Here is a 13,337-nt window from a genome sequence, read left to right on the forward strand (position 1 = left end):
TCCCGATGAGCGTAATTGAACTACAGCCTGCGAAGGCAAAAACCCAGGGAAGCGAACGGCTGCTGGAAGTGAAAGATTTACGGGTGACGTTTTCCACCCCTGATGGTGATGTGACGGCGGTCAATGACCTGAACTTCAGCCTCAGCGCCGGGGAAACACTCGGCATCGTCGGTGAGTCCGGCTCGGGTAAATCACAGACGGCGTTTGCCCTGATGGGGCTGCTGGCCAGCAACGGACGTATTGGTGGTTCGGCACGTTTCAACGGCAGTGAGATCCTCAACCTGCCGGAAAAACAGCTTAACCGGCTGCGTGCAGAACAGATTGCGATGATTTTTCAGGACCCGATGACGTCGCTTAATCCGTACATGCGGGTGGGCGAGCAGTTGATGGAAGTGTTGCAGCTGCATAAAGGCATGAGTGGGGCGCAGGCGTTTGAAGAGTCAGTGCGGATGCTTGACGCGGTAAAAATGCCGGAAGCCCGCAAGCGAATGAAGATGTTTCCCCACGAGTTCTCCGGGGGGATGCGGCAGCGCGTAATGATCGCAATGGCCTTGCTCTGCCGCCCGAAACTGTTGATTGCCGACGAACCGACCACGGCGCTTGATGTGACGGTACAGGCGCAGATCATGACGTTGCTGAACGAGCTGAAGCGCGAATTTAATACCGCCATTATTATGATCACCCATGATCTGGGTGTTGTCGCCGGGATCTGCGACCAGGTGATGGTGATGTACGCAGGGCGCACCATGGAATACGGTAAAGCGCGGGACGTCTTCTACCACCCCTCACATCCATATTCTATTGGCCTGCTGAATGCGGTGCCGCGTCTGGACGCTGATGAAGGTGAAACGCTGATGACCATCCCCGGCAATCCCCCCAATCTCTCACGGCTGCCGAAAGGGTGTCCTTTCCAGCCACGATGCCCGTATGCAATGGATATCTGTTCCAGCGCACCGCCGCTGGAGGCGTTCGGAGAAGGGCGCCTGCGAGCCTGCTTTAAGCCCGTGGAGGAACTGGTATGACAGAGGTTGCAGAAAAGAAAGTCTTACTCGAAATTGCCGACCTCAAAGTGCATTTCGATATCAAAGACGGGCGTCAGTGGTTCTGGCAGCCGCCGAAAACCCTGAAAGCGGTTGATGGTGTCAGCCTGCGCCTGTACGAAGGGGAAACCCTGGGCGTGGTCGGTGAGTCTGGCTGTGGTAAATCGACGCTGGCACGGGCCATCATCGGTCTGGTGAAAGCGACGGATGGCCGGGTTGCCTGGCTGGGGCGTGACCTGCTGGGGCAGAGTGCAGAAGAGTGGCGCGCCGCGCGTAGCGATATCCAGATGATCTTCCAGGACCCGCTTGCCTCCCTCAATCCGCGTATGAATATCGGTGAGATCATTGCAGAGCCGCTGCGCACCTATCATCCGCAGATGCCGCGTCAGGAAGTGAAAGACCGCGTGAAGGAGATGATGATGAAGGTGGGCCTGCTGCCTAACCTGATCAACCGCTACCCTCACGAGTTTTCCGGTGGCCAGTGTCAGCGTATCGGTATTGCGCGTGCGCTGATCCTCGAACCCAAGCTGATTATTTGTGATGAGCCGGTGTCGGCGCTGGACGTGTCAATTCAGGCGCAGGTGGTCAATCTTTTACAGAAACTTCAGCGAGAGATGGGGTTATCGCTGATCTTTATCGCCCACGATCTGGCGGTAGTGAAACACATTTCTGACCGCGTGCTGGTGATGTATCTGGGGCATGCCGTGGAGCTGGGCACCTATAAAGAGGTGTATCAGAATCCGCAGCATCCTTATACCCGGGCACTGATGTCGGCAGTACCGATCCCGGACCCTGACCTCGAAAAGCAGAAAGTCATACAGCTGCTTGAGGGAGAGCTCCCTTCACCGATTAACCCGCCATCGGGCTGTGTGTTCCGTACGCGCTGCCCCATTGCCGGGCCTGAGTGTGCCAAAACCCGGCCTCTGCTGGAGGGCAGCTTCCGCCACGCTGTTTCCTGTCTGAAAGTCGACCCGCTCTAATCTCTCTATCAACGCTATCGTTATCTTCCCGCATTGAACATTCAATGCGGGTTTTTTTTCTGCGTCTGCATAGTGCTTGATCTTCCGGCTGTTGCCTCTTAGTAATATTCCATCGCAAAGGAGTGCCGGAGGGCATATGACCGAACACGATCGGGACTGGCGTCACCGTCTGTATGTTTTTTTATTTGATGTGGGAAGCCCGGCCGGGCGTCGATTCGAACTTTTCTGGATCGTTACTACGCTGGTCAGCGTGATAACGTTGTTTATTGAGTCATCAGAACCCGACAATATTACGCTGCAATTTAAAGAAGCCTCCGTATTCCTTCTGATGGAATATGTTTTTACGCTGCTGTTCAGTCTGGAATATCTTCTGCGGGTAATCACCACCGAGCGCCCGCTGCAGTACATGCTCAGTTTTTTTGGCATCATTGACCTTATCACTACGCTCCCCCTGTACATTTTCTGGCTCTGGCCTGATATCGCGTTGCAATACATGATGGCGATACGTTTGCTACGGGTACTGCGCCTGCTGCGCCTGATGAAATTACTGCGCTATATGGGGTCGGCCAGCGTGCTCTGGGAAAGCCTGATTAGCGCGCGGAAAAAACTGTCGTTATTCTTCGGTGGGGTGATGATATTGCTCTGTATATTCGGCGGACTGATGTACGTGATTGAAGGGCCTGAACACGGTTTTACCAGCCTTCCGGTATCCGTCTACTGGGCCGTGGTCACGATGACGACAGTCGGTTATGGCGATATCACGCCCCATACCCCGCTGGGGCGGATGATTTCGTCGGTGCTCATCCTGCTGGGCTACTCACTGATTGCCATTCCGACCGGTGTAATGAGTTCGTATATGACAGAAGTGATGCAGCGCAACCGCCACCGTCGTCAGTGCAGCGACTGCAAGCAAACCGGTCATGATGATGATGCGCACTACTGCAAAAGTTGTGGGGGGGCGCTGGGGGATAAAAATGGAAAAGGCCCGCTTTAGGCGGGCCTTTTAAGCGGTGACTTACTCTTTCCACAGAATATGGCAGAGTTTGTGATCTTTTTCGCGGCACAGAAGCACGCGGGCAAAGACATCGGTAATCGGCTCACCGTCTTCTTCTCCCAGGCCAATCACGACCTCGGCAAAGAAATCAGGGTTAAGGTCGAAATCAACGTGTTCCGCCCAGTCTTCAGCCGGATCATAAAGCTCTGCGCCGCCGCGCTCCTCAAACTGAAGGTTAAACAGAATAACGTCGGCAGGATCAAGGTTATCCACCGCCAGCTCAAGAAAAATATCGTAAGCCTGTTCGAGGGTTTCATCTTCGGTAAGGCGGTTATTCAAATCCATAGTCTTTCCTGTCATGCCCGTGGGCGCTGTGCATTTTCGCTCGTTTTACAGCAATGGACTGAAGAAGTAAAACAGTCGTTCAACGATACGCTGCCAGTAAGCACGGTGCGCCCAGCGTTTACCGTCTACCAGGCGTGAGCGGGCAATATAATCCTCCTGCACCCGCGCCAGATCGCTGCCAAAACCGTCATCATCAATCACCAGGGTTATCTCGAAATTGAGCCAAAGGCTGCGCATATCCAGATTCACCGTTCCTACCAGGCTCAACTGACCGTCTACCAGGATACTCTTGGTATGTAACAGGCCTCCTTCAAACTGGTAGATTTTTACCCCTGCTTCCAGCAGCTCGCCAAAGAAGGCCCGGCTTGCCCAGCCAACCAGCACAGAGTCATTGTGCCTTGGCACGATAATGATCACCTCCACTCCCCGGTATGCCGCCGTACAGATGGCGTGCAGCAGGTCATCGCTCGGAACAAAATAGGGTGTGGTCATGATCAACTGCTCACGGGCAGCATAGACTGCAGTGAGCAAAGCCTGGTGGATCATATCTTCCGGGAAGCCCGGGCCGGAGGCGATCACCTGAATCGTATGACCGCTCTCTGCCTCGAAGGGCATGATGTTGTCATCCGGCGGCGGAGGCAGAATGCGCTTGCCGGTTTCTATTTCCCAGTCACAGGAGTAGATGATGCCCATGGTGGTGGCTACCGGGCCCTCCATACGCGCCATCAAATCCACCCACTGGCCGACGCCAGCATCCTGTTTAAAGAAGCGGGGATCCACCAGGTTCATGCTGCCGGTATACGCGATGTAGTTGTCTATCAGCACCACCTTGCGATGCTGACGCAGATCCATACGCCGGAGAAAGACACGCAGCAGGTTGACCTTGAGCGCCTCGATCACGTCGACGCCTGCATTGCGCAGCATTGCCGCCCATGGGCTGCGGAAAAAGTCGACGCTCCCGGCGGAGTCCAGCATCAGCCGGCAGTGAACCCCGCGACGTGCCGCCGCCATCAGCGCTTCTGCCACCTCATCGGCCTGGCCGCCAGGCTGCCAGATATAGAACACCATTTCGATATTGTGACGCGCCAGCTGGATATCGCGCACCAGCGTGCGCAGCGTATCGTCGGTGCTGGTCAGCAGCTGAAGCTGATTCCCTTTGACCCCGGCGATCCCCTGACGGTTCTCACACAGCTGAAACAGCGAGCGGGCAACGTCACTGTTGCTCTCAGCAAAAATATGATGGCTGGATTTCAATTCACTCAGCCAGCGTGCGGTTGAAGGCCACATGGTACGGGCCCGCTCTGCGCGACGTTTCCCCAGATGCAGCTCACCGAAGGAGAGATAGGCGATAATCCCCACCAGCGGCAGGATATAGATAATCAACAGCCAGGCCATGGCCGAAGGCACCGCGCGACGTTTCATCAGGATGCGCAGGGTTACACTGGCGATCAATAGCCAGTAGCCAAAGACCAGCAGCCAGCTCATCACGGTGTAAAAAGTGGTCATTAAGTGAAAATCCTGTTCACACGGAAGTCTTAGGAGTTTACGTGCAGATGAGAGCGCTGGGAACCTTTAAACCATAATCGTTTTAAAGACATCGGACCTGGTGTGAAGGAAGAAAGGTTTATACTGCGCCGCGAGTTTTAACGTATGCAGAAGTGAAGAGTGAGAGAGTCATGAGACGAAGCAGAAATGAAGTTGCACGCTGGCGTATGAGCCGCCAGGTTCAGCGTCGCCGCGCGCGCTGGTTAGAAGGGCAGTCACGTCGTTATGGCCGTATGCACTCTTTCCGGCACATGGTCAGCCAGCAGCAGCGCCGTTCTATTCTGTTTATCACTCAGCATCACTGATGCGCGGGGCTCATCCGGCGGTTCACTGAACCGCCGGAATGCGTTTAAAAGGCCCGTTTAAAGGGTTTAATATCGACATGTTTATACACGCCTGCGGCGATATAAGGGTCGTCCTGCGCCCATGACTGTGCTGATTCCAGTGATGGGAACTCGGCAATAATCGTCGACCCACTAAATCCTGCCACTCCGGGTTCGTTGCTGTCCACCGCAGGCATCGGGCCGGCAATAATCAGACGACCTTCATCACGCAGTAACTGCAGGCGCGCCAGGTGAGCGGGGCGCACGGCGGTGCGTTTTTCCAGTGAGTCACTATTATCTTCAGCGTAAATTACGTAGAGCACCTTCTGAACTCCTGTCGGGGATGAGATTCGGCATCACGTTAAGTGATCGTTAACATTTGTGCAAACGAAAGATAATTTGAGCTTGATAAAGGTCAGGCTGTCACGCTTTAAAGCGCAAAATGGCGATTCATTGTGAGAGGTTATTGAAATTGATTGCTATTTGCATTTAAAATCACCCCCTCACATTTTGACCAGAAAGATTATGACGACGCTAATAACCGATCTACCTCGCCGCTCACCTCTGCCCCTGCTGATTTCGGTCGTCCTGCATGGATCGGTGATCGGGGCGCTGCTGTATGCCTCTTTTCATCAGGCGGTCGAAATGCCCAAAGCGTCTGAACCCATCAGCGTGTCGCTGGTGGCGCCTGAAGTGCAGCCTGAACCTCAACCGGCACCGCCGGTCGTAGAGCCTGTACCTGAACCAGAGCCGGAACCGGAACCTGTACCGGAACCTCCTAAGCCGGAACCCGTACCGATCCCTAAACCGCAGCCAAAGCCGAAACCCAAACCCAAACCGAAACCGGTGAAGAAAGAGGTGGTCAAGCCGAAGCAGGAAGTGAAGCCACGTCCGGCCGCCCCGGCAGAGACCCGGCCGACAGAGCAGACCCGGCCGTCTACGGCACCGAAAACCTCACAGGCCCCGTCAACGGCCGTATCAACTGGCCCGCGCGCGCTGACGATCGGCAAGCCTGGTTATCCGGCGCGAGCCTCTGCCCTGCGTGTGGAAGGGCGGGTACGCATCCAGTTTGATGTTAACAGCGGAGGTCAGGTTGAGAATCTGCGCATCCTTTCGGCAGAGCCGCGCAATATGTTTGAACGTGAAGTGAAGCAGGCCGTGCGCAAGTGGCGTTATGAACCCGGTAAACCGGGCAAGGATGTGACGATGAATATTGTCTTCAAGATGAACGGTGGCAGCAACATCGAATAACACCGCCCTGTCGGGCTGATCCCGGGTGCTTACGTCTTTAAGCGCCCGGGACGGGCAACATGCTGCCGATGGTGGGGCGCAGCAGATGGATAAACAGGGTGAGGTTAGTCTGTTTCTAACGAGAAATGACTTTTATCTTCTGGCAGCGGGCGCGGTTTCCCTTCGGGATCCACGGCCACGTAGATAAACACCGCCTCGGTCGTGCAGTAGCGTTGCCCGATAGGTTCAGACGACACTTTTTTAATCCACACTTCAATATTAATGGTAATAGAGCTGGTCCCGGTGCGGATACAGCGGGCATGGCACGTGACGACATCCCCCACGGCCACCGGCTTCAGGAATGTCATGCCGTCGGCACGCACAGTAACCACGCGGCCTTCGGCAATCTCTTTCGCCAGTATGGCCCCACCCATATCCATCTGCGACATCAGCCAGCCACCGAAAATATCGCCATTAGCGTTAGTATCAGCGGGCATGGCAAGGGTACGCAGCACCATTTCACCCTGCGGTGTTCTTTGTTCTTCACTCATCGTTGTGTTCCTGACATGGCTGACAGCGTCAATACGCTATCACCCGGCATTATTCTGCCGGGCAGCGCGGGTTATTTTTCTTCTTGTGGCATCAGGCGATAAATATAGACGCCGCTTAACAGGGTAAAGATCAGGGTCAACGCACTTAACCCAAACACCTTAAAGTTCATCCAGATATCCTGAGAAAGCCAGAATGCCACATAGATATTGGCCAGGCCACAGCTGAGGAAGAACAGGGCCCAGGCAATATTCAGACGCCGCCAGGCAAACTGAGGCAGCTGGATCTCTTTACCTAACATTTTTTGAATCAGCGGCTGCTGCATAAAGAAGTGGCTGAACAGCAGGGCAAGGGTGAACAGACCGTAAATAATGCTCACCTTCCACTTTATAAAGTCCGGGTTGTGCAGGGCAATCGTCAGGGTACCGAATACGGCAACCAGCGCAAAGGTGACCAGGGACATCTTCTCCAGCTTGCGATACAGAAACCAGCTGATCACCAGCGCCAGCGCGGAGGCGACAATCAGCGCCCCTGAGGCGACAAAAATGTCGTACAACTTATAAAAAATAAAAAACACCACGAGGGGGAGAAAATCGAGTAACTGCTTCATAGCGCTTCCAGATGACAGAATAAACCGAAATATCATTAACCAGCGGAATGCCTCTGTCGAGGCATTCCTGATGAATTAACGTAACAGCATATACAGCCGGGACAAATAGATTATCAGTATGGCTGACACCAGATTACTGAGTCCATTGATCACGACTGAGGCGACATCCGGCGGCAGACGCAGCATGGATGAGGCCAGCAGTAACAAAATAAGTTTGGCAACTATCCACAAGATAACGGCCGGTGCAATCAGGCGCATATGACCCCATCCGAGGCGTACGCTTGAACGCATGGCGGCGAACACACCTACTTTTTCAGTGGTCATGATCATCGGCGACAGCGCCAGCGTAACCGCCAGCAGTACCCCCGGGACGACCAGCACCATAAAGCCCAGCTGAATCACCAGCGTCATCAAAAACGTCAGCAGCAGCAGGCGGGGCAGATAAGGCGCAGAAGCACCGATGGCACGCAGGGCGCTGACGCGCTGACCGGAAGAAACCATCGGAATAAGGCATAACATTCCCCCCAGTAACAGCACATTACCGACCAGTGAGGCGAATGTACCTGCCGCAGAGGCGCGAAGCAGCACCGCCTGTTGCTCCGGTGACATGTTCTGCACCATCTCCATCAGGCTGCTGGCGGAACCGGCTGCGCCATCGCCGAGGATCTGCATCTGGTCGGCATCCGGCGTGAAGGCCTTACCGATCAGCATGGTAATAAATGAAGTCAGTAAAGCCATCAGCACAATGGTGACCAACTGATGGCGGAAGAAATTTCCCGTGTCACGGTATAGCGAACCCGCCGTGATAGACATGTACTCTCCTTGAAAGATCGGTGTTATCGATCCGGCGATTGTACATGTTCAGATGGGGTGCTGGCACCCAGATTGACATAACTTTCGATTTAAGAAGGGATTAACCCTTTTTTACCCCCGCGTGATGATCTCACCTTTCCTGCAGATGACGTCCTGGCGGTCTTACGCCCATTTACCTCAGCGGATCAATAAGAATCCTACTAGGGCAGAGGGGTGAAAATTGATCTAAATCAACCCACTGTTTTTTATCAAGTTTATTGGTATTGATTTGAATGATTTTTGGCATGGAACAGCGTAGAAATATGTCGTGAATTTGCACTAAGGCCTCGAAGCAGGTCACATGCTGACAATAATTTTGAAGAAAAGGAGTGGTCTATGAAACTGAAAGCACTGGCACTGGCCGTTGTTACCTTACTACCGGCTGTCGCTTCCGCGCATGAAGCGGGCGATTTCTTTATGCGTGCCGGATCGGCTACCGTTCGCCCTACAGGGGGATCGGATAATGTTATGGGACTGGGCGAATTTAATGTTGATAACAACACCCAGCTTGGTCTGACGTTTACTTATATGGCTACCGACCATATTGGTGTGGAACTGCTGGGCGCGACACCGTTCAGGCACCATGTTGGCCTGCGTGCTACCGGAACGCTGGCGACCGTGCACCAGCTGCCGCCAACCCTGATGGCACAGTGGTATTTTATGGGGAACACCAGTAAATGGCAGCCTTATGCCGGGATTGGCGTTAACTACACCATGTTCTATAACACCGACTTCAATCAGACCGGGCGCGATGCCGGCCTGAGCAATCTGAGTGTGAAAAACAGCTGGGGTGTGGCAGGGCAGCTGGGCCTGGATTACCAGTTAACACCAGACTGGATGCTGAACGCCTCCCTGTGGTACATGGACATCAACACAAAAGTCCGCTTCGACTCGGCAGCCGCGGGTCGTCAGAGTATTGAAACCCACATCAACCCGTTCGTCTTCTTCTTTGGCGCGGGATACCGTTTTTAAGTTTTTGTAGCAGAAAAAAAGGCGCGAAATTCGCGCCTTTTTGATTGGGAAGGTCAGATTACTTAATCTGCATATTGTTCACAACAGACTTCACACCCGGTACGCCACGCGTCACCTGTACGGCACGGTTAGCCGCCTGCGGTGAGCTGACAAAACCACTCAGCTGTACGCGACCTTTAAAGGTCTCGACATTGATTTCCGTCGACTTCAGCGATTTATCACCCAGCAGCTCCGCTTTTACCTTGGTCGTCACCACGGTGTCATCAATGTATCCACCAGTACCTTCTTTGGTAGACGTTGGCGCACAGGCGCTGACGGACAGTGCAACCACCGCAGCAATAACCACACCCGATAAGACTTTAAACAATTTCATTGCATCTCTCCCTGTCATCATCAATAGGCTGTAACCAGCATAATTGCGGTTCACAGTAATAGTTGTTCAGAGAAGGGAAGAAAGCAAATGAGAAGTGTGAGAAATAGAAATAAAATAATGCCTTATCGCCGGGATAAGGCATTAAGTGAAATTAACGGCGTGTCGCTGCTTTCAGGGTAGCGGCAAAGGCGGTTAGTTCTTTCAGCATCACATCGGGATGTGACACATTGCGCTCAATGATTTTGACAATCGCTGACCCTGAGATCGCACCCGCAGCGCCGGAATCAATCGCTTCCCTGACCTGTGATGCTTCAGAGATGCCGAAGCCCTGCAGCGCCGGAGCGGCGTGATACTCACGCAGTTTATCAACCAGATGCTTCAGCGGCAGATTCGCGCGGGTTTCTGAACCCGTGACCCCGGCGCGTGACAGCAGGTAGGTGTACCCCCGGCCGTGCGAGGCGATTTCGCGCAACAGATCGTCACTGGCATTCGGCGGACAGATAAAGATCGGCGCGACATTATGGCGCATGGCTGACTGGCGGAAAGGGGCAGATTCTTCAACGGGGACATCGGCAATCAGTACCGAATCCACGCCTGCCTGCTGGCAGCGGGCATAAAATTCATCGATGCCGTTAGAAAATACCAGGTTGGCGTACATCAGCAGGCCAATCGGCAGGTCAGGGTATTTCTGACGAATGGTCGCCAGCATTTCAAAACATTGTGACGGTGTCACGCCTGCGGCAAAAGCGCGCAGGTTCGCGTTCTGAATCGTCGGGCCATCTGCCAGCGGATCGGAGAAAGGAATACCCAGCTCCAGCGCATCCGCGCCCCCGGCCACCAACGCATCGATAATCTGTAATGACAGCTCCGGCCCCGGATCGCCCAGCGTGACGAAAGGCACAAACGCCCCTTCATGACGTTCAGCAAGACGTTTAAAACAGCGGTCGTAACGTTCCATCAGATCTCTCCCTTTGCAGTCAAAATGTCATGCACGGTGAAAATGTCTTTATCGCCACGGCCGGAGAGATTAACCACCAGCAGTTGCTCTTTCTCCGGGTTTTCACGCATCATTTTCAGCGCATGGGCCAGGGCGTGGGAGGATTCCAGTGCGGGGATAATCCCTTCACTGCGGCACAGGATTTTAAAGGCCTCCATGGCTTCATCATCGGTGATAGAGACATAGTCGGCACGTCCGATGCTGTTCAGGTGGGCATGCTGTGGTCCCACGGACGGGAAGTCGAGCCCGGCAGAAATGGAGTAAGACTCTTCAATTTGGCCGTCGGTGGTCTGCATCATTGGGGATTTCATGCCGAAATAGATGCCGACGCGGCCATGTTTTAGCGGTGCGCCGTGCTCCCCGCTGTCAATCCCGTGCCCGGCCGGTTCAACGCCGATCAGGCCAACGCTGCTCTCATCAATAAAGTCGGCAAACATGCCAATGGCATTGGAGCCACCGCCTACGCAGGCAATCAGCGCATCCGGCAGGCGGCCTTCTTTTTCCATGATCTGGGCTTTTGTCTCTTCACCGATCATGCGCTGAAATTCACGCACAATGGTCGGGAACGGGTGCGGACCGGCGGCGGTTCCCAGCATGTAGTGGGCCGTGTCATAGCTGCCAGACCAGTCACGCAGGGCCTCATTACAGGCATCTTTTAGCGTGGCGGAGCCGCTGTGCACCGGGATGACCTCTGCGCCCATCAGCTTCATACGGAAGACGTTTGGCGACTGGCGCTCAATATCTTTGGCCCCCATATAAATGCGGCACTTCAGACCCAGCAGAGCGCTGGCGAGGGCGGAAGCCACGCCATGCTGCCCGGCACCCGTCTCGGCAATGATTTCATTTTTACCCATGCGTTTTGCCAGCAAAGCCTGGCCCAGCACCTGATTGGTTTTGTGCGCGCCGCCGTGCAGCAGATCTTCACGCTTGAGATACAGACGGGTTTTTGTGCCTGCCGTCAGATTTTTGCACAGTGTCAGGGCGGTCGGACGGCCAGCATAGTTTTTCAGCAGGTCGGTGAATTCCGCCTGGAACGCAGGATCACTCTGTGCACTGATAAAAGCCTCTTCCAGTTGAAGAAGGGCGGGCATCAGGATCTGCGGCACATACATGCCGCCAAACTCACCAAAATATGGATTTAATCGGGTCATGTCGTTTCTCTTTATCAGTAGGCTTTCAGTGTCTGAAACACTGAAGCAATTTTACCGGCATCTTTCACTCCGGGGGCGCTTTCCACGCCGGAGTTGAAGTCAAGACCTGCGCAGCCGAGCTGTGCGGCCTGTACGCAATTATCCGCGCTGAGGCCCCCAGCCAGCAGCACGTTGTCCAGCGTTTCACCCTGCAGGAGCGACCAGTCAAAAGGCTGACCGCTGCCGCCCTGACCGTGATCGAATACGTAGCGATCAACGCCGTCCCAGTCGCGGGCGGGCAGGTTGCCATTGATGCTGAACGCCTTCCAGATCTGCACGCTTTCCGGCAGCTGGCTGCGTAATGCGCTGACGAAATCGCGGTCTTCATCACCGTGTAACTGGACGGCAGAAAGCGAAAGCTGTCGGGCAAAGGTGACAATGTCACTCATTTTATTGTTGCGGAACACGCCGACATATTTCAGCGTGGCCACCGGAATAATCTGCTGTGCCTGTTCGATGCTGATCTGGCGGGGTGAACCTTCTGCAAAGATCAGACCGCCATACAATGCTCCGGCTTCATGGGCGCTGCGGGCATCTTCGGCACGCGTCAGGCCGCATACTTTATTATCACCCATAATCACCCGACGCACGGCGGCAGCCAGGTCATCCTCGGACATCAGGGCGGAACCGATAAGGAAGCCGTTCGCGAAGTGGCTCAGTTCCCGAACCTGAGCATAGCTGTTGATACCAGATTCACTGATCACCGTCACGCCGTGGGCGACTTTGGGTGCCAGGCGACGGGTGCGGTCAAGGTCAATAGAAAGATCGCGCAGATCGCGATTGTTAATTCCAACCACTTTCGCCCCCAGTGCGGTGGCGCGCTCCAGCTCTTCATCGCTGATCACCTCTGTCAGCACACCCATATTCAGACTGTGGGCAACGGCGGCCAGCTGGCGGTACTGTTCATCGTTCAGCACGGACAACATCAGCAGAATGGCGTCGGCCTGATAATAGCGTGCCAGATAGATCTGATAGGGATCGATAATAAAATCTTTGCACAGCACCGGCTGCGTCACGATGCTGCTGACAATGGGCAGAAAATCAAAACTTCCCTGGAAGTACTTCTCATCCGTCAGTACGGAAATAGCGGAAGCATAGTGTTTGTATACCCCGGCGATGACCGCCGGGTCGAAGTCCTCGCGGATCAGTCCCTTAGACGGGGAGGCTTTCTTACACTCCAGAATAAAGACGGTGCGTGCGCCGCGCAGCGCATCATAGAAGCTGCGCGTTGAGGGGATCACGTCATTCTGGAAGTTGGCCAGCGGCTGCTGCTGCTGACGATCTGCCAGCCACAGCGCTTTATCCTGGACGATTTTAGTGAGTACGGTTTCCTGCAT

General features: G+C 54.5%; 16 protein-coding genes. 6 read left to right on the forward strand and 10 right to left on the reverse strand.

Annotation, left to right across the window (positions count from 1 at the left end; translation table 11 throughout):
* Positions 1 to 5: 5 nt before the first annotated feature.
* The 3 genes from EPE01S_RS03040 (at position 6) to EPE01S_RS03050 (ending at position 3,014) form a co-directional block, all read left to right on the forward strand.
* A complete protein-coding gene (locus EPE01S_RS03040; protein WP_062743124.1) occupies positions 6 to 1,022 on the forward strand; it encodes an ABC transporter ATP-binding protein in 1,017 nt (338 codons plus the stop codon).
* Positions 1,019 to 2,020: a murein tripeptide/oligopeptide ABC transporter ATP binding protein OppF gene (gene oppF / locus EPE01S_RS03045; RefSeq protein ID WP_062743125.1), complete on the forward strand. Its 1,002-nt coding sequence runs from the start codon at positions 1,019 to 1,021 to the stop codon at positions 2,018 to 2,020. Before EPE01S_RS03040 ends, oppF begins: the two co-directional genes overlap by 4 nt.
* Before the next feature lie 136 nt (positions 2,021 to 2,156).
* Complete coding sequence (locus tag EPE01S_RS03050; RefSeq protein ID WP_062743126.1) at positions 2,157 to 3,014, forward strand: ion transporter; 858 nt, start codon at positions 2,157 to 2,159, stop codon at positions 3,012 to 3,014.
* 21 nt (positions 3,015 to 3,035) lie between these two features.
* Here the strand turns inward: EPE01S_RS03050 and EPE01S_RS03055 are convergent, their stop codons facing one another.
* Together EPE01S_RS03055 and cls are read right to left on the reverse strand one after the other, a co-directional pair.
* A complete protein-coding gene (locus EPE01S_RS03055; RefSeq protein WP_048915935.1) occupies positions 3,036 to 3,359 on the reverse strand; it encodes an HI1450 family dsDNA-mimic protein in 324 nt (107 codons plus the stop codon).
* 45 nt (positions 3,360 to 3,404) lie between these two features.
* A complete protein-coding gene (gene cls / locus EPE01S_RS03060; RefSeq protein WP_062743127.1) occupies positions 3,405 to 4,865 on the reverse strand; it encodes a cardiolipin synthase in 1,461 nt (486 codons plus the stop codon).
* A 170-nt stretch (positions 4,866 to 5,035) separates the two neighbouring features.
* On the opposite strand from cls, the gene EPE01S_RS23340 reads away from it, so the two are divergent.
* On the forward strand, positions 5,036 to 5,209 hold the full coding sequence (locus EPE01S_RS23340; RefSeq protein WP_137269397.1) for a YciY family protein: 174 nt from the start codon (positions 5,036 to 5,038) through the stop codon (positions 5,207 to 5,209).
* A gap of 44 nt (positions 5,210 to 5,253) precedes the next feature.
* Here EPE01S_RS23340 and EPE01S_RS03065 read toward each other — a convergent pair whose 3' ends face one another.
* A complete protein-coding gene (locus EPE01S_RS03065; RefSeq protein ID WP_062743128.1) occupies positions 5,254 to 5,550 on the reverse strand; it encodes a YciI family protein in 297 nt (98 codons plus the stop codon).
* A gap of 202 nt (positions 5,551 to 5,752) precedes the next feature.
* On the opposite strand from EPE01S_RS03065, the gene tonB reads away from it, so the two are divergent.
* Positions 5,753 to 6,478, forward strand: a complete 726-nt coding sequence (tonB, locus tag EPE01S_RS03070) for a TonB system transport protein TonB (protein ID WP_062743129.1) — start codon at positions 5,753 to 5,755, stop codon at positions 6,476 to 6,478.
* A 104-nt stretch (positions 6,479 to 6,582) separates the two neighbouring features.
* On the opposite strand, the gene yciA is transcribed toward tonB, so the two are convergent.
* The 3 genes from yciA to EPE01S_RS03085 form a co-directional block, all read right to left on the reverse strand.
* Positions 6,583 to 7,008, reverse strand: coding sequence for an acyl-CoA thioester hydrolase YciA (yciA, locus tag EPE01S_RS03075; protein WP_062743130.1), 426 nt, complete (start codon positions 7,006 to 7,008; stop codon positions 6,583 to 6,585).
* Positions 7,009 to 7,079: 71 nt separating this feature from the next.
* Entirely contained in the window at positions 7,080 to 7,616 is a 537-nt protein-coding gene (locus EPE01S_RS03080) for a septation protein A (protein ID WP_062743131.1), read from the reverse strand.
* Positions 7,617 to 7,691: 75 nt separating this feature from the next.
* On the reverse strand, positions 7,692 to 8,429 hold the full coding sequence (locus EPE01S_RS03085) for a YciC family protein (RefSeq protein WP_062743132.1): 738 nt from the start codon (positions 8,427 to 8,429) through the stop codon (positions 7,692 to 7,694).
* Between the two features lie 375 nt (positions 8,430 to 8,804).
* On the opposite strand from EPE01S_RS03085, the gene ompW reads away from it, so the two are divergent.
* Positions 8,805 to 9,440, forward strand: a complete 636-nt coding sequence (ompW, locus tag EPE01S_RS03090) for an outer membrane protein OmpW (protein ID WP_062743133.1) — start codon at positions 8,805 to 8,807, stop codon at positions 9,438 to 9,440.
* Between the two features lie 58 nt (positions 9,441 to 9,498).
* Here the strand turns inward: ompW and EPE01S_RS03095 are convergent, their stop codons facing one another.
* From EPE01S_RS03095 to trpCF, 4 genes are all read right to left on the reverse strand, one after another.
* Positions 9,499 to 9,813 carry a BON domain-containing protein gene (locus EPE01S_RS03095; RefSeq protein WP_062743134.1) on the reverse strand — a complete coding sequence of 105 codons (315 nt, stop codon included), beginning with the start codon at positions 9,811 to 9,813 and terminating at the stop codon, positions 9,499 to 9,501.
* 151 nt (positions 9,814 to 9,964) lie between these two features.
* Positions 9,965 to 10,771, reverse strand: coding sequence for a tryptophan synthase subunit alpha (trpA, locus tag EPE01S_RS03100; protein ID WP_062743135.1), 807 nt, complete (start codon positions 10,769 to 10,771; stop codon positions 9,965 to 9,967).
* Positions 10,771 to 11,961 (reverse strand): tryptophan synthase subunit beta, encoded by a 1,191-nt coding sequence (gene trpB / locus EPE01S_RS03105; RefSeq protein WP_062743136.1) that lies wholly within the window; start codon positions 11,959 to 11,961, stop codon positions 10,771 to 10,773. The genes trpA and trpB overlap by 1 nt, the downstream gene beginning before the upstream one ends.
* 14 nt (positions 11,962 to 11,975) lie before the next feature.
* Positions 11,976 to 13,337, reverse strand: a complete 1,362-nt coding sequence (gene trpCF / locus EPE01S_RS03110; RefSeq protein WP_062743137.1) for a bifunctional indole-3-glycerol-phosphate synthase TrpC/phosphoribosylanthranilate isomerase TrpF — start codon at positions 13,335 to 13,337, stop codon at positions 11,976 to 11,978.

The sequence above is a fragment of the Erwinia persicina NBRC 102418 genome (assembly GCF_001571305.1).
In the GTDB taxonomy this organism is placed as follows: domain Bacteria; phylum Pseudomonadota; class Gammaproteobacteria; order Enterobacterales; family Enterobacteriaceae; genus Erwinia; species Erwinia persicina.

Coding starts and splice junctions, on each gene's coding strand:
- EPE01S_RS03040 (WP_062743124.1), top strand. CDS start 6: ATGAGCGTAATTGAACTACAGCCTGCGAAGGCAAAAACCCAGGGAAGC.
- oppF (WP_062743125.1), top strand. CDS start 1,019: ATGACAGAGGTTGCAGAAAAGAAAGTCTTACTCGAAATTGCCGACCTC.
- EPE01S_RS03050 (WP_062743126.1), top strand. CDS start 2,157: ATGACCGAACACGATCGGGACTGGCGTCACCGTCTGTATGTTTTTTTA.
- EPE01S_RS03055 (WP_048915935.1), bottom strand. CDS start 3,359: ATGGATTTGAATAACCGCCTTACCGAAGATGAAACCCTCGAACAGGCT.
- cls (WP_062743127.1), bottom strand. CDS start 4,865: ATGACCACTTTTTACACCGTGATGAGCTGGCTGCTGGTCTTTGGCTAC.
- EPE01S_RS23340 (WP_137269397.1), top strand. CDS start 5,036: ATGAGACGAAGCAGAAATGAAGTTGCACGCTGGCGTATGAGCCGCCAG.
- tonB (WP_062743129.1), top strand. CDS start 5,753: ATGACGACGCTAATAACCGATCTACCTCGCCGCTCACCTCTGCCCCTG.
- yciA (WP_062743130.1), bottom strand. CDS start 7,008: ATGAGTGAAGAACAAAGAACACCGCAGGGTGAAATGGTGCTGCGTACC.
- EPE01S_RS03080 (WP_062743131.1), bottom strand. CDS start 7,616: ATGAAGCAGTTACTCGATTTTCTCCCCCTCGTGGTGTTTTTTATTTTT.
- EPE01S_RS03085 (WP_062743132.1), bottom strand. CDS start 8,429: ATGTCTATCACGGCGGGTTCGCTATACCGTGACACGGGAAATTTCTTC.
- ompW (WP_062743133.1), top strand. CDS start 8,805: ATGAAACTGAAAGCACTGGCACTGGCCGTTGTTACCTTACTACCGGCT.
- EPE01S_RS03095 (WP_062743134.1), bottom strand. CDS start 9,813: ATGAAATTGTTTAAAGTCTTATCGGGTGTGGTTATTGCTGCGGTGGTT.
- trpA (WP_062743135.1), bottom strand. CDS start 10,771: ATGGAACGTTACGACCGCTGTTTTAAACGTCTTGCTGAACGTCATGAA.
- trpB (WP_062743136.1), bottom strand. CDS start 11,961: ATGACCCGATTAAATCCATATTTTGGTGAGTTTGGCGGCATGTATGTG.
- trpCF (WP_062743137.1), bottom strand. CDS start 13,337: ATGCAGGAAACCGTACTCACTAAAATCGTCCAGGATAAAGCGCTGTGG.